We start from the raw sequence: 18,925 nt of genomic DNA on the forward strand, positions 1-18,925 counted from the left end.
CCCGCGTTGTTGTCGAACCATGCCGGCCGGCACTGCCGACCGCCGACTGCGCTGAGCATCGTGGCACAACACTGAGGGTGTGTCACTTCCAGTGACGAAAGCCGACGATGACGTTGTGCCGGGCGGCGGCACGGCTCGCTGCCACCGCCCAGCACCGCGACTCAGCGCGCGCCCGGCACCTCGGCCCAGCGGCTCAGCGCGCGCCCAGCAGCCCGGGCAGCTCGGCGATCGAGGCCAGCACATGGGTGGCACCGTCGGCCCGCAGCCGCTCGGCGCCGTGCGCACCGGTGAGCACCCCGGCGACCACGGCGGCGCCGGCGCGGGTGCCGGTGAGCATGTCGTAGCCGGTGTCGCCGACCACCGCGACCTCGCGCACCGAATCGGTCTCGGTGCGCAGCAGCGCGGTGAGGGCGAGGTCGGGGTAGGGGCGGCCGCGACCGGCGTCGGCGGGGCAGAGGGTCAGGTCGGCGATCTGCTGCCAGCCGAGCGCGGCCAGGATGCGGTCCTGGGTGGCGCGCGAGAAGCCGGTGGTGAGGACCACCTTGCGACCCTGGGCGCGCAGCTCGGCGATGGCCTCGGCGGCGCCGGGGATCGGCGCGCAGTGCCCGGCCTCGACCAGGTCGTGGTAGGCCTGCTCGAACGCCTGGTTGGCGCGCTGGGCCCGCTCCTCGTCGCCGAAGAGGTGCCGGAAGACGGAGATCTTGGACTCCCCCATGGTGGCCCGGACGTGGGCGAGCATCGGCTCGTGCTCGGGGCTGCCGGGCTCGACGCCGAGGGCCAGCGCGGCCGCGTTGAAGGCCTGCTCGACCAAGCCGTCGTCGGCCACGGTGGTCCCGGCCATGTCCAGTACGACCAGGCGAATGTCGGAGATGCTCATCTGTGGGGTGCCTTTGCGGGTTGGTAGTGCCGGAGTACAGGTCGAACCGACGCCCACCCGCACGGCGACAACGCTGCGCGGCCCAGGTGACGGCAGGGTTGCCGGACGGCGACCAGCACAGTAACAATCACCAAGTTGTACAGACAACCACTCCACTCGGCATGGACAACTGGACTACCGCACCACCTCCGCCCGCAGGTAGTTGCGGCGGCCGAAGTGCGGCTCGTCCACCGCGGTGAGCTCCGCGACCTCGAAGCGGTAGAGCGCCGCCGCCCCGCCGCCCGCCAGGAACTGCTCGCGTATCTCCGGCGTCCGGGCGAAGCTCGGATAGCGCTTCTGATAGGCCGTCAGCGCGGCCTCGGCATGGTGCCCCCAGGCCTCGCCGGCCCGCCCGGCGAGCTGCAACCCGCGCAGCTGCTCACCGAAGGCCGGCGGGGGCAGGAAGACCGTCGCGGCGGCCCGGGCCTGCTCGGACAGGTGGATGCTGTGCCTGGTGGAGCGCTCACTGACGAAATAGAGCACCAAGTCGTCGTCGTACGCGTAGAAGGCGAGATTGGCGTGCGGCCCGTGCTCGGGCCCGGCGGTGGCCAGGGTGAGCACCATGGACTCGGCCAGCAGACCTTCCACTCCCTGGCGCAGCTCTTCGGCGGGCCAGTCTCCCTGGAGGACATCGAGACGGTACGGCATGGCGTTTGTCCCTTCGACACACGATGCGCACCCGAGCCGATGCGCAACCGCTGGAGGCGGTTTCATGCTGCTCCTGCCGCCAGGGCCGCACAAGGGGACTTCCATGCCTGTGGATAACCCACCGGTTGTGGACGAATCCGCAGGCGCCGAAAGCAGCGCGAGGCCGGACCGACCATGTGGTCGATCCGGCCTCGCGCCCGAGAACTCGTGGAGAACTCGCAGAGAACTCGCGCCTGAGAAGCAGGCGATCAAGGCAGAGAAGGCGAAGGGCCCGAGAGCGTCAGGCCGCCGCCGGCCCCGCCCCCAGGAACGGCCCCAGCGCACCGCCCCGCAGCCGCTCCACCAGCGGCGCCAGCCGTCCGGCGAACGCCCCCAGCACCGCACCGGCCACGATGCCGACCACCAGGCCGACCGCCACGTCATGCGGGTAGTGCACGCCGATCCAGACCCGGGACGCCCCCATCAGCACGGCGAACAGCATCGCCACCCAGCCGAGCCGCCGGTAGGCGAAGATCAGCGCGGTCGCGGCCGCGAAGGCGATCACCGAGTGGTTGCTCGGGAACGACCAGTCCCCGGCCCCGGGCAGGTCTCCACAGTGACCGTGCTCGGCAGCTGCTGGCACGGCCGCACCTCGTGGACCAGGCTCTTCAGCACCGAGTTGGCCAGGTAGGCGACCACCACGATGACCGGCGAGGCGAGCACCCGGGCCATCACCACCGAGTCGGCCCGCCGCGCCTGCCACCAGGCCCAGAGCATGAACAGGGCGAAGAGGCCGAGGCCGAGGTTCGACCAGACGTCGATCGTCTTGTCGAGCCAGTGCGGGGTGTCCTGGGCCCAGCCCGTGACGGTGGTGTAGAAGCCGCCGTCGATGCCGCTGCCGTCATAGGCGAGGAGTTCGGTCATCAGGCGTCACCACCCTGGCGGGCGGCCTTGCGGGCGCGGAGCATTTCGAGAGCAATCGGGATCACGGAGACAACTACTACCAGACCAATGATCGGCAACAAGTACTTGTCGATACTGGGAACGGACGATCCGAGCGCGTACCCGGCGAGCACCACACCGACCGACCAGACCAGGCCGCCGACCACCTGCCAGAGGGTGAAGGTGCGCTGCGGCACCTCCAGCACGCCGGCCATCGGATTGAGCACGGTGCGCACCACGGGGATGAACCGGGCCAGCACGATGGCCTTGGCGTGCCCGTACTGCGCCAGCAGCTCCTCGGCCCGCGCGACGCCCTGCTTCAGCGCCTTGCGCTCGCTGCGGGCCAGCAGCGCCCGGCCGCCCCGCTTGCCGATCAGATAGCCGACCTGCGCACCGGCCAGCGCACCGACCACCGCGGACAGCAGCACCTGCCAGAGCACCAGGTGCGGACCGCTGTGCGTACCGGAGACGCAGAGCAGGCCGGCGGTGAAGAGCAGCGAGTCGCCGGGCAGCATGAACCCGACCAGCAGGCCGGTCTCGGCGAACAGGACGACGGCGATCCCGAGGGCCCCGAATGCGGACAACACCGACGAGGCGTCGAGGATGTTGACCGCTAGCACGGAGGAGGCAGCGAGCACGGTTGGCGGACCTCTCATACTGGTGGAGGCGGTCCTGCGGAACGCGCCCCAACCGTCTACAGTGACGTAGACGGACTACACGACTGTAGACGAAGACTGGAGGTCACGTCGACATGCCGGAACTGCCAGCCGTGCGCCGCCCGTCGGGGGAACTGGAGGCGCAGGTGCTCGCCGCACTCTGGGCCGCCGACCGACCCCTCACCCCGCAGGACGTCCAGCTGGCCCTCGGCGGCGACCTGGCCCGGACCACCATCGCCACGATCCTGGCCCGGCTGCACGACAAGGGCACCGTGGAGCGCACCCGGGCCGGCCGCGCCTACGCCTACACCCCCACCGTGCAGGACCCGGCCGGCCTGGCGGCCCGCCGGATGCGCACCGAACTGGAGCGCGAGCAGGACCGCTCCACCGTGCTGGCCCGGTTCGTCTCCGACCTCTCCGACGACGACGAGCGCCTGCTGCGCGAACTGCTCGGCGACGGCCCGGCGAACGGGCAGGCCGCCGGTCGGCAGGCGGCCGGCGGGCAGAGCGGCGGCCACCAATGATCGTCGCCGTCTGGGCCCCGTTCCTGGTGCCGTTCCTCGCCGCCCCCGCCGCCCGCCGACTGGCCGAGGCGCTGCCACCGCGCGCCGCCGCCTGGGTGCTGGGCTGCACCGGGGCGCTGCTGGCCGGGGCCAGCGCCGCCTCGCTCGGCCTGCTGCTGGCGGGCGGCCTGCTGCGGATCCCCGCGGTGGCCGCGCTCGCCCACCTGTCGGTGCCCTGGCTGGCCGACGCCTCGCCCACCACCATGGTGCTCGCCACCCTGGCCGGGATCGCCCTGGTGGTGACCGGCGCGCTGACCCTGCGCACCGCGCACCGGCAGTACCGCGACCTGCGCCGGGCCCGGGCCGCCCTCGGTCTGCCCCAGCCGCCCCGCCCGAGCCTGCGCGAGCTGTTCAGCCCCACCGACCACCACCCGCTCGCGGTGCTGGACGAGGACCACGCCGACGCCTACGCCCTGCCCGGCCGCCCCGGCCGGATCGTGGTCACCGCCGGCATGCTGCGCGCCCTGCCGGCCCCCGAGCGGGCCGCCCTGCTGGCCCATGAGCGAGCGCACCTGACGTCCCGGCACCACCTCTTCCTGGCCACCGCCGAGTACGCCGCCGTGCTGCACCCGGCGCTGCGCCAGCTGCGCACCCCGCTCGGCTACCACCTGGAGCGCTGGGCCGACGAGGACGCCGCCCGCTCGGTCGGCGACCGCGCGGTGACCGCCCGTGCCGTCGGCCGCGCCGCGCTGGCCGCCTCCCGCACCCCGCGCCGGGAGCGCCGGCAGCGCCCGCTGCTGGCCCCGGCGGCCGCCGCCGGACCGGTCCCCCGCCGGGTGGCCGCGCTGCTCTCCCCCCAGCCCGACGGGCTGACCGCCGCGCTGCCCGGCACCGGCAACCGTCGCCGGGCGGTGGCCGCCCTCGCCCTGGCCGCCTGCCTGGCCGTCAGCGCGGCCGGTACCGTGGAGGCCACCACCGACCTGCACCACGCCGTGGAGATCGCCCAGGCGAGCGAAGCCGGCGCGCGGCGCTGACCCGAGCACGGCATGACCCGCGCGTGACGCCCGACCCGCACGTCACGTGCGACGGCCGACCCGCACGTCACGCGCGACGGCCGACCCGCACGCGAAAGACGGAGGGGACCTCCCGTGACCATCACCGTGCTCGGCGAGTGCGTCGCCGACGCCTTCGCCACCGACGGCCGCCCCGGCGAGCTGTCGCTGACCGTGCACCCCGGCGGCGGCCCCGCCAACACCGCCACCGCGCTCGCCCGGCTCGGCAGCCGCACCCGCTTCCTCGGCCGGCTGGCAGCCGACCCGTTCGGCGCGCTCTTCCGCGACCGGCTGGCCGGCTCGGGCGTCGACCTGTCGGGCTGCGTGGCCGCCGCCGAGCCCAGCACGCTGGCGATCGCCGCGCTGGACGCCGAGGGGCGGGCCGGCTACACGTTCCACGCCGAGGGCACCGCCGACTTCCAGTGGCAGCCGGCCGAGCTGGCCGCCGTCGACCTGACGCAGTCCGTCGCCGTCCACACCGGCTCACTCGCCCTGGTACGCGCCCCCGGCGCAACCGCCGTCGAGGAGTTCCTGGCCCGCGCCGGAGCGCACGCCACCGTTTCGATCGATCCGAACCTTCGACCGCTGCTGGTCGCCCCGGAACGCTACCGGGAGCGCATGGCCGCCTGGTGCGCCCTCACCGACCTGCTACGCCTGTCCGCTGACGACCTGGCGCTCCTCCATCCCGATCAACCGGTCGCCGAAGTCCTCGACCACTGGCACCAGCTGGGCGTTCCGCTGATCGTGCTGACCCTCGGTGAGCAGGGCGCGCTGGCCTCCCTCGACGGCGAACGGGTGCGGATCGAGGCCGCTCCCGTTCAGGTGGTCGACACCGTCGGGGCCGGCGACGCCTTCACCGCCGGGCTGCTCCACCACCTCGCTCAAGCCGGCCTGCTGGGTGGCCGGTTGAACGCCCTGACGGTCGATCAGGTGGCTGACGCCTGCCGGTTCGCGGCCGCCGTAGCCGCGCTGACCTGCTCGGTCGCCGGCGCCAACCCGCCCTGGGCGGCCCAGCTGACCACCCTCTGAAGGCCGGTGGCAAAGGGTCAGCCGCTGTCAACCCCTGGCACCACGTCCGAGGATCACCCGACGAATCGGCGGGCCAGCCCCGTACGCTGTGGGCGACAGGGCCGGCCCGACCCTGCCCCGGCCGAAACAGACCGGTGATGCGGCAACGGGAGCAGTCACCATGCGGAAGATCGCGCGCTCGGAGCGGAGCGACGACGGCGCCGGGCACCCCGCCGTCCCGGTGAAACCGCCCACCGACGAAACCCTTGAGCAGTGGGCGAACGGCGAGCGACCCACCCGGCCGCTCCGCCCCGAGATCGGCGACTCCTGGGAGCGGATGCGCCGGCTCGGACTCGACCCGGGGCGCGGCCGCGACCCGCAGCACCTCGGGCCGGCCGAGATCGAGCACCGGCGCCGGGCCAGCGGCCTGGACCAGGTGATGCCCGCGCTGCGCTCCACCCTGCTCGACCCGGTCTGCGACCTGCCGCTGATCCTCGCCGTCTCGGACTCCGCCGGCACCCTGCTGTGGCACGAGAGCCCGCCCCAACTGCGGCGCAGCGCCGACCTTATCGGCTTCATGACCGGCGGCCACTGGGCCGAGGAGTCGGTCGGCACCAACGGAATCGGCACGGTCGCCCGCACCGGCCGGCCGCTGCGGGTCCAGTCCACCGAGCACTACCTGCACAACCAGCACGCCTGGACCTGCGTCGGCGCACCGGTGCGCGACCCGCGCACCGGCCGGGTCACCGGGGTGGTCGACCTCAGCGGCCCGGCGCGCGGCGTCCACCCGCAGCTGCTGTCGCTCGCCGTGACTGCCGCCCGACTGGCCGAAACCGAGCTGCGGGCCGCCCAGTTGGAGTCGCTGCACCGACTGCGCATGGTCGCCGAACCGATGCTCGCCCAGGCCTCGGGGCCGGCCCTGGTGGTCGACCGGGACGGCTGGACGGCCGCCGCCACCGGCCTGGCCGGCCCGATCAACCGGCTGCGGCTGCCGGCCGACGGCTGGGGCTCGACCTCGGTGCACTGGCTGCCCTCGCTGGGTGAGTGCGCGGTGGAGCCGCTGGCCGACGGCTGGCTGGTCCGACCGCTCTCCGACTCGGCCGAGGCGGTCTCCGAACAGGTGCTGGGCGCCCGGCTGGTGCTCGATCTGAGCAGCGCCGACCACCCCACCATCGCGGTCCGCGGCGGCGTCGGCAACTGGTCGCACCCGCTCAGCCCGCGCCACGCGGAACTGCTGCTGCTGCTCGCAACCCACCAGGCCGGCCGAACCGCCGCGCAGCTGGCCGAGGGGCTGTTCGGCGACCCGAGCAGGACCGTCACGGTACGGGCCGAACTCTCCCGGCTGCGCCGCTACCTGGGTGGGCTGCTGGAGCACCGGCCGTACCGGTTCGCCGAGTCGGTGCAGGTGGAGGTGGTCCGCCCGTACGACGCCTACCAGTTGCTGCCGGCCTCCTCGGCGCCCGGGATCCGGCGGCTGCGGGCGCTGCTGGACGGCGGCTCGGTGCTGCTGCCGGGCTGCCGCACGGTGCACCCCGACCCCGCCGAGCCGGTGAGCCCGGCGATTCCCGGACCCCGGCGGCTCGGCTCGGCCTGACGGAGCGTCAGCGGTCGGTGGACGTCAGTCCAGGTCGCCGATGAGCAGTGCGCTCAGCTGCGCGTCGGTCGGACTGGCGTCCGGCTCGGCGCCCTCCGGAACCTCGGCGTAGGTGCGCTCCAGCCAGTCCCGCACCCGGGGTGCGGATGCCTCCAACAGGGCGCTGCCGTACGGCGATTCGAGGGCCAGGTGGAGGGTGGCGCCGTGGCACGGGCAGTGTGCGGGCCAGAGCCGCACATCGCCCTGGCCGGTGAGCCCGCGCAGGCCGTCGCGGAGCAGTTCACGGGAGAACACCCAGTCCACCTCGTCCGGTCGCCCGAGGTGGAAGGTGACCAGGACCTCGTAGGGGCGCTCGGGTTCGTAGCGGAACCGGGTCGGCACGGTGCCCACCCGGTCGCGACCCAGCGCGATGCGCAGGGTCAGCACCTCCTCCACCGGCAGCGCCGGGCGAGGCGGTGACTGCGGTCGGGCCCCCTGCCCGGCCGGGTGCGGGGATTGGCTGCTGGCGGACAGTGGATCGCGCGGCATGGCTGCTTCTCCGGAGCGAGAGGGAACGGCTCAGCCTGGCCCGGCCGCACGGCGGCCGGCAAAGGTTGCAAGGGGTTGCAGCGGCGACCTCATCCCGCACGGCCCGCGGGCGCCCGTCCCCACACGGCCCGCGGGCGCCCGTCCCCACACGGCCCGCGGGCGCCCGTCCCCGCACGGCTCGTGAGCGCCGCCGTTCGGATCGATCCAACAGACGGTTCGTCAGTTTGTGGACCTCCCTAGCCCATTCGGCCGAACCCGCCGACTTCTGAACCCGCGTCGACACCCCGCGCGTAACCCACCGCCGGTTACGCAGCGGCGCCGCGCTGGTACTCTCGTCAGCCTGTCGAGATGGCGTGGGCCGGTGGGGTTGCGGTCCGCCGACGAGCGAGTGCCTGCCCGGGCCGAGTGGGGCAGCGGCAGCCGACCGGGAAGGCCGGCTGGGGAGGAGAGGGATCCGGTGACGCACCGGGAGAGCGCCCCCGCGGCGGAGCTGTCGACCGGCGAGGGGCTGACGCAGACGCTGACGCACGGCCGGCACAGCCGGCCCAAGCCGCTCGGCGGCCAACTGCGGCTGCCCGCGATCAAGGTCTCCGGTGCCGCGATGGCGATGTCCACCGTGGTCGGCATCAGCATCGCCACCACCTGGCTGATCACCGCCCAGCAGCGGGTCGGCTACGGCCCCCAAATGTCCACCGTGGGCGCCACGCCCACCGACGGCGGCATCCCCGGCGCCTCGACCCCACCGACCCAGCTGGCCGGCGGCACCGCCCCGGCCGCGGGCTCCGCAAGCAGCACCACCCCGCTGAGCTCCGGCGCCACCGTCACCGCCCGGAACGACCGGGCCGTGAAGCCCGGGCCCACCCAGCCCGCCGCCGGCGCTGCTGCCGGGCCCGCCTCGGCCTCGGCGGGCGGTGGCGCGTCGACCTCGACGACGCCCGGCCCGGGTGGTCAACTGGCCGACCGGGCACCGGTGTCCGCACCGGCGAGCCCGCCGGGCAGCGGCATCGCGACCGGGCCCGTCGGCAGCCTGTCGACTCCGGCGCCCGGTGCCTCGACGGCGGCCGATCCCGCGGCGTCGGCGGCGGCGAGTCCGACGCAGAGCACCGGGCAGCCGCGGCCCACGAACCCGGCCGGCCTGACGCCGGGGACGCCCGGTATGACTCCCGGCATCACGCCTGGCATGACGCCCGGCCTCGTGGGCGGCCCCGGGCACGCGGACGAGTTCCACCCCGGCGCCGGCCTGCCCGGATCGCCGACCGCACCCACCGGGCCCACCACACCCGCCACCTCGGCGCCCGCGACCCCTGCCGTCCCAGCACCCCAGCCCGCCCCCGGCGCCTCCCGCTACGGCACCCCCGCCTACCCGGTGCCGGCGCCGAGCCTCGCCGGCTGGGGCGGCACGGTGGCCTCCGCGGGCCTCGGCCAGCGGCACACCGTCACCCTGACCGTCACCGAGCCGCTGGCCGCCATGGAGACCGAGCTGCGCCTGCCCCGCACCGACGCCACGGCGGGCGCGATGACCTGGAGCACCCTGCCGGGCGCCCGGGTGACGCTGCTCCAGCAGGGCGACACGGTGGTCTACCGGTTCGCCCCGCCGCCGGGTGAGGACGTGCTGCCCGGCACCTACACCTTCACCGTGCAGGGCGCCCGCTCGGCCACCCCGGGCGCCGGCGACACGACCGGCCGCTGGACCGCCTCCGGCTTCGCCCTGCGGTTCCCGCAGGCGGTGGCCGCGCACGGAGGGTTCGCCGCAGCAAAACCGTGACCGCCACCGGCGCACAGCCTTCGACGGTCACCGCCGCACCACCGCGACCGTCACCGCCGCACAACCCTGACCGCCGTCGCCGCACCACCGCGACCGTCACCGCCGCCCAACCGTGATCATCGCCGCGGCAAAACCGTGATCCCTTTCGCCGACCCTCTTGGTTAGGCTGAGCGCGGACCGGCGCGCCGAGGGGCTCGCGCACATCTTCCGTGCGCCCCTTGGACTCTGAGTCCATGCCAGATGACGCTGTGCCACCAGCCGTACACCGTCGTGCCACCGGCCACAGGTCACAGGCCACAGGCCACAAGCCGCCGGACCGGACGCCGCAGAGCCGAGGAGGATCACGTGACCGAGACGCTGACCCCTGGGGCCAACGCCCCGCTGGCCGCCGTCCGGGTGACCGTGGAGGTGACGGCCCCTCAACGGCTCGACGTCTCGGGACTGCTGGTCACCGCCGCCGGCAAGGTCCGCTCCGACGCCGACCTGATCTACTACAACGCCCCGCACCGCTCGGGCGTCAGCCACCGCCCGGCCACCGGCGCGATCCCGGGCGCCATCACGGTGGACACCTGGGCGATCCCCGCCGACATCGCCAAGGTCGTGGTGGCCGCCAGCCTGGACGACCCGGCGGCCGTCTTCGGCGGCGCCGAGCCGACCGCCACCGTGCGGGACGCCGACACCGGCCAGGTGCTGACCAGCTTCACCCCGCCCCGGCTGACCCAGGAGAAGGCCCTGGTGGTCGTGGAGCTCTACCGGCGCGGCACGGAGTGGAAGATCCGCGCCGTCGGCCAGGGCTACACCGACGGCCTGGCCGGCATCGCCTCCGACTTCGGCGTCACCGTCGACGAACCGGCCAGTGCCACGCCGCCGATGCCCGCCTACGCCCCGCCGGCGGCGCCCGACGCGCCCCCGCAGCCCGCCGCGCCGCCCCGGGTGACCCTGGACAAGGGCCGGGTCAGCCTGGTCAAGGGCGACTCCGTGTCACTGGTCAAGAACGGCGGCCCGGCGCTCAGCTCGGTCCGGATGGCGCTGGGCTGGCAGCCCGCCCGCCGGGGCCGCAACATCGACCTGGACGCCTCCTGCATCGCCTTCGACGCCCAGCGGGAGCGCCTGGAGACCGCCTGGTTCATGAAGCTGAACGTCTTCAACGGCGCGATCCAGCACACCGGCGACAACCTGACCGGTCGCGGCGGTGGCGACGACGAGGCCATCGACGTGCACCTGGACGGCCTGCCGCCCGAGGTGTGCGGGCTGGTCTTCGTGGTCAACTCGTTCTCCGGCCAGCGCTTCACCGACGTCCAGAACGCCTACTGCCGCCTGCTGGACGCCGTCACCGGCGAGGAACTGGTCCGCTACGACCTGACCACCGCCGAGCCCGCCACCGGCGTGGTGATGTGCAAGCTGATCCGCCAGTACTCCGGCGAGTGGGTCATGACGGCCCTGGGCCACTACGTCGACGCCCAGACCGCCCGGGGCATGGTGAAACCGGCGGCCGCGCTTCTCTAGCCACCCGGTAGCATTGGTTGCTTGTGCCCGTCCGGCGACCCGAGGTCAGTGAGAAGTGAGCCAGCCGCAGTCCATCACCACCGCGCAGGTCATCGATGAGGCCGGCCGCCGGCGGACCTTCGCCGTGATCTCCCACCCCGACGCCGGTAAGTCCACGCTGACCGAGGCCCTGGCGCTGCACGCCCGGGCGATCAACTCGGCCGGCGCCGTCCACGGCAAGGGCGACCGGCGCGGCGTCACCAGCGACTGGATGGAGCTGGAGCGCGAGCGCGGCATCTCCGTCACCTCCGCCGCGCTGCAGTTCGGCTACCGCGAGCAGGTGATGAACCTGGTCGACACCCCCGGTCACGCCGACTTCTCCGAGGACACCTACCGGGTGCTCTCCGCCGTCGACTGCGCGATCATGCTGGTCGACGCGGCCAAGGGCCTGGAGGAGCAGACCCGCAAGCTGTTCGCGGTCTGCCGGCACCGCGGCGTCCCGGTGATCACCTTCATCAACAAGTGGGACCGCCGCGGCCGCGAGTCGCTGGCCCTGCTGGACGACATCGAGAACATCCTCGGCATCACCCCGGTCCCGCAGGTCTGGCCGGTCGGCCCGGCGGGCAACTTCCGCGGCATCGTGCAGGCCTCGGACACCGACCTGATGCTGCGCTACACCAAGGTGCCGAGCGGCACCCACGTCGCGCTGGAGGAGACCCTCTCCGCCGCCGAGGCCGTCGAACAGGAGGGCGAGCTCTGGGAGACCGCCCTGGAGGAGCTGGAGCTGGCACTCAGCTCCGGGCCCGGCTACGACCAGGAGGCCTTCCAGGAGGGCAAGATCACGCCGGTCTTCTTCGGCGCCGCCCTCACCAACATCGGCGTCAAGCTGCTGCTCGACGCGGTGGTGGAGCTGGCCCCCGCACCCAGCGCCCGCCCGCTGGCGGACGGCGGCGCCCGCGAGGTGACCGAGGACTTCTCCGGCGTGGTCTTCAAGATCCAGGCGAACATGGACCCGGCGCACCGCGACCGGATCGCCTTCGTCCGGGTCTGCTCCGGCGTCTTCGAGCGCGGCATGAACGTCACCCGGGCCGCCAGCGGCCGCTCCTTCGCCACCAAGTACGCCTCCACCGTCTTCGGCGCCGAGCGCACCGTGGTCGACACCGCCTACCCCGGCGACGTGGTCGGTCTGATCAACGCCAGCGCCCTGCGCGTGGGCGACACCCTCTACACCGGCCGCAAGGCGACCTTCCCGCCGCTGCCGGCCTTCGCCCCCGAGTACTTCGCGGTGGCCCGCCCCAAGGACATCTCCCGCTCCAAGCAGTTCCGCCGCGGCGTCTCCCAGCTGGACGAGGAGGGCGTGGTCCAGGTGCTGGTCTCCGACCGCCGAGGCGACCAGGCCCCGGTGATGGCGGCCGTCGGCCCGATGCAGTTCGACGTCGTCCTGCACCGCATGGAGCACGAGTTCTCGTCCCCCATCACCCTGGACCGCCTCTCCTACCGCCTGGCCCGCGTCACCGACGCCGAAGGCCAGGCCGAGCTCGCCAAGGCCCGCCTCACCGACGCCGAGGTCCTCACCCGCCGCTCCGACGAGGCCCTCCTCGCCCTCTTCGCCGACAAGTGGCACCTCAACGCCTTCCAGCGCGCCAAGCCGGACATCCGCCTCGACCCCCTGATCGCCACGGCGGACTGACCCCAGCCCCGCAGTGACCTGAAGCCCGGCGCCCGACGCGCGCCGGGCTTCGCGCCGTTGTCGGCCGTTCCGCCTGCCTGGCAGCGTCAACTCCCTTCGTGGACGCACCCACGATGAGGTGAAACAACGCCGCTGGCTCATTCTGCGGCCGTCCGGCCCGGCTAGCCTGTGCCTTACCCAGGGAAGGGGCATCATGAGTGCCATGACGCACGACTACCCAGGCCAGGCAACGCCGCCTTCGCAGGAAGAGATCCTGCTCGAGGCGTTCCTCAGCCTGGCCACCCCCGAGGGCTTCCGGGCCGAGCTCATCGAGGGAGAGATCATCGTGTCGCCACCGCCGGACGGAGACCACGAGGACGTCATCGGGCTTCTGATCGATCAGGTCGTGCTGGGCTCGGCAACTCGGATGCAGGTATCCGGTGGCAAGGGCCTGAGGCTTCCCAGAGGCGGTCGCTGCCCCAAGAGCCACGTAATCCCCGACGCCACCTTCGCTCCCCTCGATCGGCGCCTCTTCCGCGGTGCCCCGCCCTGGATGGACCCGGACGGCGTGACCATGGTCGTCGAAGTCACCTCCGGCAAGCCCATCCAGGACCGGATCGCCAAGCGCCACTGCTACGCGCTCGCCGGGATCCCGCTCTATCTTCTGATCGACCGCGAGGAGTCCCGGATCACGCTCTTCTCCACCCCTGAGGGCGACGACTACACCGAGTCCCAGAGCGTCGCCTTCGGCAAGCCGCTCCCCCTCCCCGAGCCCTTCGCCTTCGAGCTGCGCACCGACGACTTCCTCTGATCTTCTCGTTTCCGAGCTACTTCAGTCTGCTCAGCGCGCCTGTCCTGTCACCCGATCGCCCCCATCACCCCGCCACCACCCCGTCCGCCACCAGCCCCGCGAGCACCGCCTCCCCCAGCGCATGGACGGCCGACTGCGGGCGGACCATCACGGTGAACTCCTTGATCCGGCCGTCCTCGCCGAAGTGCAGCAGGTCGACCCCGTGGATCTCCTTGCCGCCGACCACCGCTCGGAAGAGCAGCACCGCCGACGGGGCCTGAGTCCCGTCCCCGCTGGTCTCTGCGCTCCCGTCGTAGTGGCCCACGTACCGGAAGTCCTCGAATGTGCGCAGCAGGACTCCGAAGAGCCCCAGGACCATCGGCTTCCCCTCGAACGGGGTGAACTTCACGGGGCTGTAGAAGCGGATGTCGTCGGTGAACAGGTCGTCCAGTGCGGCGAGGTCCCGATTGTCGACGGCTGCGCGGAAGCGGTCTGCGGTGGCGTTCATGCTCCATGCCCTCCCTGCTCAACAGAGCTGCCCAATAGAGCTACTCATCAAAATGACTAATCACTTTTATGAGTACCATGGCCACCACAACCCGCACCAGAGGCACCGGCGAAGGAGGCCACCCCCATGGCGCTACGGCATGCCGTACTCGCCGCGCTGCTCGACGGAGAGATCAGCGGCTACCAGCTGGCCAAGGCGTTCGACATCGGCGTGGCGAACTTCTGGTACGCCCAACCGCAGCAGCTCTACGCCGAGTTGACCCGGCTGGAGAAGGACGGACTCGTCAGCGGACGCGAGGTCGTCCAGGAGAACCGGCCCAACAAGCGGGTGTTCCGGGTGACGGAGACCGGCCTGGGCGAGCTCGAGCGGTTCACCGCCGCCTCCGCCAAGCCCTCCGTCATCCGCGACGACCTGCTGGTCAAGGTCCAGGCGGCCGACCGCGTCGACGCCGGGACACTGATCGCCCAGCTGGACGAACGCGCCACCGCCGCCCAGGCCAAGGTGGAGCTGTTCGAGGAGTTGCTGCGGACCATGCGCGGGGAGCGTACGGAAGCGGACTTTCTGTGCCACGGCGAGCACATCGGCCCGTACCTCACCTGCCTGCGCGGCCTCGCCTTCGAGCAGGGCAACCGCGACTGGTGCCGCAACACGATCACCATCCTGCGCAGCCGGCAGGCGGCCGCCCGCACCCAGCAGTGACCACCCCCGCCAGACCGCCAACTGCCCCTTGTACCAACGGCCGTGCCATCGGGCAGACGATCGTGCCCCCGTCCCTGCCCCTCCGTACCTTCTGGGCAGGCTCCCGCTCGCGTAGAACGAGCAAGCAGCCTGGAGGAAGAGGCGGACATGCATGCCAAGGAACAGCCGGAGAAGAGCCCCAGCCAACGACGCCAGCCGCATGCGCCGATCCAGGAGGCCGCAGAAGTGCGGTCTGCCGATGGGGAGTTGTCCCCGCAGGCGGTCGCGGCCCTGCAGCGCAGCGTTGGGAACGCGACGGTGGCGCGAATGATCGAGGAGCGGCGCCGCGGTGACGCACCGGCTGTGCAGCGGTCCGCGGTGCACGGTGTCCTGCGCTCGTCCGGGCAGCCCCTGGAGGAGCCGCTGCGCGCCGAGATGGAGGCGCGGCTCGGCGCGGACTTCTCCGATGTCCGTATCCACACCGGGAGTTCGGCCCGCGCTTCCGCTGCCGAGGTGGGCGCACGGGCCTACACCAGCGGCAACCACATCGTCATCGGGGACGGCGGCGCCGACAAGCACACCCTCGCCCATGAACTCACCCACGTCATCCAGCAGCGGCAAGGACCGGTCGCCGGTACCGACAGCGGTGACGGGCTGCGGATCTCCGACCCCGCCGACCGGTTCGAACGAGCGGCCGAGGCAAACGCGACGCGGGTGATGCAACGCCAACTCACGGCCTCCGACGAGACACACGAGGACGAGGCCCGCCGAGCCACCGGAACGACGACGACCGGCGGCGAGGTCGTCCAGCGCTACACCACCGCTCAGGATCCGACGCTCGGCAGGATCCAGATCTCCCAGAACGGGAGCTTCGTCATCCAGCCCGACGCGCAGAGCGTCTGGGTCCGCGACGACGTACCGGCCGGCCAGCTCGCCACCGCACTGCAATCAAGGAACCAGCAGATGCAGATCAACGAGCAGACGTACAACCGGTACTGGCTCGGCGGCCCGATCCTGCTCGACTGCCTGCACGCCGCCGAGGAGATCATCAACAACCGGGTGGGACAACTGGGCTGGGGCGAGGGCGAGTACAGCAACATCGACATCACCAAGAAGGGCAATGTCACCACCGAGGCGTTCGGCAAGTCGGACTCGTCCAACCGACGGCAGGCGCGCGCCTTCGCCGGAGCCCGCAACGAGGCGGCCAACCCGCAGCCCGGCGAGGCCTTCGTGATCGTCGCGACCAAGCCGAACGGCACGGAGATGAGCCAGTTCCACGCCGCCGCCGTGGTCGCACGCGACGGCCAGGACTGCGTCACCCTGGAGGTCTGGTCCGACAACGGCAACCCGCCGGCGCAGGGTGCCGCCAACGCCGCGATGTACACCGTGGCGGACCTCTCGAAGTCCTTCCACAACGCCTACGGGGGCGAGGGCGCCTACTTCGGGGAGGTCGGCCCCATCACCGTGGTCGTCAGGCCTGCGGGGGTGTAGCCCCAACCCCCGCCGCCCCCGCCCCCGCCCCCGCCCCCGCGCAGAACCCGCTCCCGCCGCCACCGTCAGCCGATGAACGCAGACGTCACGCGGTCATCGACGACCGTGACGCGCACTCTGAAGCTCCGGAACTCAAAAGTGAACGGCCCGGAGCTCACCCCGTCCTGGCTGATGACCTGCAGTTCCCGATGCTCCTTGGCCGCCTGCGCACGGGCGGCCTCCAGCGTCAACCCCACGTACTGACAGGATCGCGTATCCGGGGCGAGTTCGATCGGCGGCGTGGCACCAGGCGCGGCACCGGGCGTGGCAGCGGACGTGGCAACGCAAGCCGATCCTGTGGGCGGGGCGGCGGCCGGCTGCGCCGACACCGAGGTGACCATCGGACGAGATGGCGATCCCTCGGCGACCTGGACCGTGATCACCGCGCCGGCCGCGAGGCAGCCGACCGCGAGCCCAAGTGCGCTGGTGCGCACCCGCCGACGCCTCCTGACGCGCGTGGTGACGTCCGCCAGGCTCACATCGAGCGGCCCGGCTTGCTCTGCTGTGTCGAGCAGCAGCTGCTTGACCGTGTTCAGCTCATTCACCATGTCCATCCCCATCGAGATTGGTGAGCACCAAGACCTTGCCGAGCCTTGCGACGGCCTCACTGAGGTGCCGCTTGACCGTCCCCGCGCTGCAACCCAGCCGGTCGGCCACCTCGGCCACCGGCAGGTCCTCGTAGAAGCGCAGGACCACGCACGCCCGTTGGCGTGGGGAGAGCGCATCGAGCGCGCTGACGACGTCCAGCCGGTCACCGCTGCCGGCGGTGAAGTCGCCGGTCGAGGTGGGCGTCGCCAGGCGCGGGAGCAGGCTCGTCCAGCGGGCCCGGCGACGGTGCTGGTCGAGGTAGCGGTTCAGCATGACCCGACGTACGTAGGGCTCCGCGGACGCGACGTCCCAGCTACGCCGGGGCTGGGCGAGCACCCGGACCAGCGCCTCCTGCACCAGGTCGTCGGCTTCCGTGCGGTCGCCGCACAGCAGGTATCCGTACCTCTTCAACGCGGATCCCCTGGCCTGCAAGAGTTCGCCTGCGACGTCATGCCAGTGCACCCCTCACCTCTTCTTCCTTCTGCACGTTCCACCGACTCCCACGAACGACCGCGGCAATTCGTTGGCCCCTGTCGTGTTTCCGCCCGCTGGAGGGGTGCCCACGAGGCGGCTATCGGAGTGGATCGTGACAGGCAGTCACCCGCTCTGCTCGGTCAAGGACACGAAGAAGTGCCCGCCCAGGCCGTGCGGCCACCGGCCCTCACCGTGGCAGCGCCCACGCGAGCACTGATGACCTGCTCCGACCTTAGGGGGCTCGGCGCCCGAACGGGTAAGTGATGCGAGGGTGTTCAGGATCTGCTCCGGCAGATCCTGAACACCCTCGCGCTTTGCCCGGCTGAGCGATTGCCCATCGTCCCAGCGAATCAGACCGCAGGCGCCAACGATTCGGTGACATCCCACGCGAAGCCGTCCGGGTCGGTGAAGGGCTCGGCGGCGGTGCCGATCGCCAGCCGGTGCGACCCGGAGCCCTCGGGAGCGACGCCGACCTCCTTGGCCAGAGCGCGGCGCCGGTACAGTGCGAACTTGACCGGCCCGGTCGCGAATTCGACGTACCGGCTGCCGAAGCTCTTCGCCACGGTGAAGCCCCGCTCGACGTAGAACCGCTTGGTCGCGGCCACGTCCTCGACGCCCACCAGGAGCACCATGTCGTCGATCTGCCGGGTGGCCGGGCCGGTGTCCTTCTTCGCCGAGGTGGCGATCTTCCAGATCGACCCGTCCGGGGTCTGCACGACACCGCCGTAGCCCCAGAGCGACTTCGCGGCGGGCTTGAGCGTGGTGGCACCGGCGGCCACGGCGGCGTCGATGAAGCCGTTGACGGTGGCCGGCTGGGACACCGTGAGCGCGAGCGCGAAACCACGGAAGCCGGTCGTCGGTGCCTCCGAGGCCCGCAGGCGCACCTGACTGTCCAGGCCGAAGGCGGTGGCGTAGAAGTTACCGGCGGCCTTGGTGTCGGCCACGTCGAGGGTGATGGTTTCGATGATTGCCATGGCCATAAAGCTAGTTGGGGCACGGCAGCCGGTGCTTCTCCATTCCTGATCGGTCTGGCCGGCCGTGCCGCTGGTCATGGCAGAGAGGCCCCTCAACCCCCGAGGTCCAGCTCGCACCAGAGCGTCTTGCCGTAAGGCGGATACGGCACCGTCCCCCAGCGGTCCGCGAGCGTGTCCACGATCAGCAGGCCACGCCCCGACTCACCGTCGGCCGACGCATCGCCCGACTTCTGGCAGGGCAGGCGCTCGCCCCGGGGGTCGGTCACCTCGATCCGCAGCAGCTTCGGCAGTCCGGCGAACGAGTCGAGCGAGAGCCGGAGTTGGAAGCCGAGGCCGCGACGGCGGCCGTGCGTAATGGCGTTCGAGGCAAGCTCGGCCACGATCAGCGTGACGCACTCGACGAGGTGCGATTCGGGCTTCCAGCCCCAGGCGCACACCTGTTGGACGGCGTTCAACCGGGCTCGGCGAGCGCCGAGCGGGGTGGCTGGGAGCTGCCACTTGACCTGCGACATGGGGTCGGGCTGGTCCGCAAGAGTGAAATCGGTCGTCATGTCTTTTAGCGTGGCGACTTGCGCGTACGCTGACCAGAGCGACCGGCGGTACTCACCGTAAGCGTACGAACGCGCAGCGCAGGCCTG

General features: G+C 72.2%; 21 protein-coding genes. 10 read left to right on the forward strand and 11 right to left on the reverse strand.

Annotation, left to right across the window (positions count from 1 at the left end; genetic code table 11):
• Nucleotides 1-193: 193 nt before the first annotated feature.
• From E6W39_RS13350 to E6W39_RS13365, 5 genes are all read right to left on the reverse strand, one after another.
• Nucleotides 194-877 carry a phosphonatase-like hydrolase gene (locus E6W39_RS13350; protein ID WP_141633739.1) on the reverse strand — a complete coding sequence of 228 codons (684 nt, stop codon included), beginning with the start codon at nt 875-877 and terminating at the stop codon, nt 194-196.
• Between the two features lie 174 nt (nt 878-1,051).
• Nucleotides 1,052-1,564 (reverse strand): pyridoxamine 5'-phosphate oxidase family protein, encoded by a 513-nt coding sequence (locus E6W39_RS13355; protein WP_181799257.1) that lies wholly within the window; start codon nt 1,562-1,564, stop codon nt 1,052-1,054.
• Nucleotides 1,565-1,844: 280 nt separating this feature from the next.
• Complete coding sequence (locus tag E6W39_RS43495; protein ID WP_323809019.1) at nt 1,845-2,108, reverse strand: phosphatase PAP2 family protein; 264 nt, start codon at nt 2,106-2,108, stop codon at nt 1,845-1,847.
• Nucleotides 2,105-2,467, reverse strand: coding sequence for a hypothetical protein (locus E6W39_RS43500; protein ID WP_323809020.1), 363 nt, complete (start codon nt 2,465-2,467; stop codon nt 2,105-2,107). The genes E6W39_RS43495 and E6W39_RS43500 overlap by 4 nt, the downstream gene beginning before the upstream one ends.
• The gene (locus tag E6W39_RS13365; RefSeq protein WP_141633741.1) at nt 2,467-3,141 is read right to left on the reverse strand and encodes a DedA family protein; all 675 of its coding nucleotides are present in this window, start codon (nt 3,139-3,141) and stop codon (nt 2,467-2,469) included. Before E6W39_RS13365 ends, E6W39_RS43500 begins: the two co-directional genes overlap by 1 nt.
• 95 nt (nt 3,142-3,236) lie before the next feature.
• Here E6W39_RS13365 and E6W39_RS13370 point away from each other — a divergent pair, with 95 nt between their 5' ends.
• From E6W39_RS13370 to E6W39_RS13385, 4 genes are all read left to right on the forward strand, one after another.
• Complete coding sequence (locus E6W39_RS13370) at nt 3,237-3,665, forward strand: BlaI/MecI/CopY family transcriptional regulator (RefSeq protein ID WP_141633742.1); 429 nt, start codon at nt 3,237-3,239, stop codon at nt 3,663-3,665.
• Entirely contained in the window at nt 3,662-4,678 is a 1,017-nt protein-coding gene (locus E6W39_RS13375) for a M56 family metallopeptidase (RefSeq protein WP_141633743.1), read from the forward strand. The genes E6W39_RS13370 and E6W39_RS13375 overlap by 4 nt, the downstream gene beginning before the upstream one ends.
• 114 nt (nt 4,679-4,792) lie before the next feature.
• Nucleotides 4,793-5,725 carry a carbohydrate kinase family protein gene (locus E6W39_RS13380; protein WP_141633744.1) on the forward strand — a complete coding sequence of 311 codons (933 nt, stop codon included), beginning with the start codon at nt 4,793-4,795 and terminating at the stop codon, nt 5,723-5,725.
• Between the two features lie 160 nt (nt 5,726-5,885).
• Nucleotides 5,886-7,298, forward strand: coding sequence for a helix-turn-helix domain-containing protein (locus E6W39_RS13385; RefSeq protein WP_141633745.1), 1,413 nt, complete (start codon nt 5,886-5,888; stop codon nt 7,296-7,298).
• 24 nt (nt 7,299-7,322) lie between these two features.
• On the opposite strand, the gene E6W39_RS13390 is transcribed toward E6W39_RS13385, so the two are convergent.
• Nucleotides 7,323-7,826 carry an SsgA family sporulation/cell division regulator gene (locus E6W39_RS13390; RefSeq protein ID WP_141633746.1) on the reverse strand — a complete coding sequence of 168 codons (504 nt, stop codon included), beginning with the start codon at nt 7,824-7,826 and terminating at the stop codon, nt 7,323-7,325.
• Nucleotides 7,827-8,283: 457 nt separating this feature from the next.
• Here E6W39_RS13390 and E6W39_RS13395 point away from each other — a divergent pair, with 457 nt between their 5' ends.
• From E6W39_RS13395 to E6W39_RS13410, 4 genes are all read left to right on the forward strand, one after another.
• Nucleotides 8,284-9,591 carry a hypothetical protein gene (locus E6W39_RS13395; RefSeq protein ID WP_141633747.1) on the forward strand — a complete coding sequence of 436 codons (1,308 nt, stop codon included), beginning with the start codon at nt 8,284-8,286 and terminating at the stop codon, nt 9,589-9,591.
• 357 nt (nt 9,592-9,948) lie between these two features.
• Nucleotides 9,949-11,097, forward strand: coding sequence for a TerD family protein (locus tag E6W39_RS13400; protein ID WP_141637717.1), 1,149 nt, complete (start codon nt 9,949-9,951; stop codon nt 11,095-11,097).
• Between the two features lie 55 nt (nt 11,098-11,152).
• Nucleotides 11,153-12,766 carry a peptide chain release factor 3 gene (locus E6W39_RS13405; protein ID WP_228718135.1) on the forward strand — a complete coding sequence of 538 codons (1,614 nt, stop codon included), beginning with the start codon at nt 11,153-11,155 and terminating at the stop codon, nt 12,764-12,766.
• A 193-nt stretch (nt 12,767-12,959) separates the two neighbouring features.
• Nucleotides 12,960-13,556, forward strand: a complete 597-nt coding sequence (locus tag E6W39_RS13410) for a Uma2 family endonuclease (protein WP_141633748.1) — start codon at nt 12,960-12,962, stop codon at nt 13,554-13,556.
• Nucleotides 13,557-13,620: 64 nt separating this feature from the next.
• Here the strand turns inward: E6W39_RS13410 and E6W39_RS13415 are convergent, their stop codons facing one another.
• Nucleotides 13,621-14,043, reverse strand: a complete 423-nt coding sequence (locus E6W39_RS13415) for a nuclear transport factor 2 family protein (RefSeq protein ID WP_141633749.1) — start codon at nt 14,041-14,043, stop codon at nt 13,621-13,623.
• Between the two features lie 126 nt (nt 14,044-14,169).
• Here E6W39_RS13415 and E6W39_RS13420 point away from each other — a divergent pair, with 126 nt between their 5' ends.
• Together E6W39_RS13420 and E6W39_RS13425 are read left to right on the forward strand one after the other, a co-directional pair.
• The gene (locus tag E6W39_RS13420; RefSeq protein WP_141633750.1) at nt 14,170-14,742 is read left to right on the forward strand and encodes a PadR family transcriptional regulator; all 573 of its coding nucleotides are present in this window, start codon (nt 14,170-14,172) and stop codon (nt 14,740-14,742) included.
• A 147-nt stretch (nt 14,743-14,889) separates the two neighbouring features.
• The gene (locus E6W39_RS13425; RefSeq protein ID WP_141633751.1) at nt 14,890-16,212 is read left to right on the forward strand and encodes an eCIS core domain-containing protein; all 1,323 of its coding nucleotides are present in this window, start codon (nt 14,890-14,892) and stop codon (nt 16,210-16,212) included.
• 65 nt (nt 16,213-16,277) lie between these two features.
• Here the strand turns inward: E6W39_RS13425 and E6W39_RS41525 are convergent, their stop codons facing one another.
• The 4 genes from E6W39_RS41525 to E6W39_RS13445 all read right to left on the reverse strand — a co-directional run bounded on the left by E6W39_RS41525 (nt 16,278) and on the right by E6W39_RS13445 (nt 18,838).
• Nucleotides 16,278-16,799, reverse strand: a complete 522-nt coding sequence (locus E6W39_RS41525) for a hypothetical protein (RefSeq protein ID WP_228718136.1) — start codon at nt 16,797-16,799, stop codon at nt 16,278-16,280.
• The gene (locus E6W39_RS13435; protein WP_141633752.1) at nt 16,789-17,301 is read right to left on the reverse strand and encodes a SigE family RNA polymerase sigma factor; all 513 of its coding nucleotides are present in this window, start codon (nt 17,299-17,301) and stop codon (nt 16,789-16,791) included. The genes E6W39_RS41525 and E6W39_RS13435 overlap by 11 nt, the downstream gene beginning before the upstream one ends.
• A 362-nt stretch (nt 17,302-17,663) precedes the next feature.
• Nucleotides 17,664-18,287, reverse strand: coding sequence for a VOC family protein (locus E6W39_RS13440; RefSeq protein ID WP_141633753.1), 624 nt, complete (start codon nt 18,285-18,287; stop codon nt 17,664-17,666).
• A gap of 92 nt (nt 18,288-18,379) precedes the next feature.
• Entirely contained in the window at nt 18,380-18,838 is a 459-nt protein-coding gene (locus E6W39_RS13445; RefSeq protein WP_141633754.1) for an ATP-binding protein, read from the reverse strand.
• Nucleotides 18,839-18,925 lie beyond the last annotated feature (87 nt).

Origin of the sequence: Kitasatospora acidiphila (assembly GCF_006636205.1) — a bacterium.
Classification (GTDB): domain Bacteria; phylum Actinomycetota; class Actinomycetes; order Streptomycetales; family Streptomycetaceae; genus Kitasatospora; species Kitasatospora acidiphila.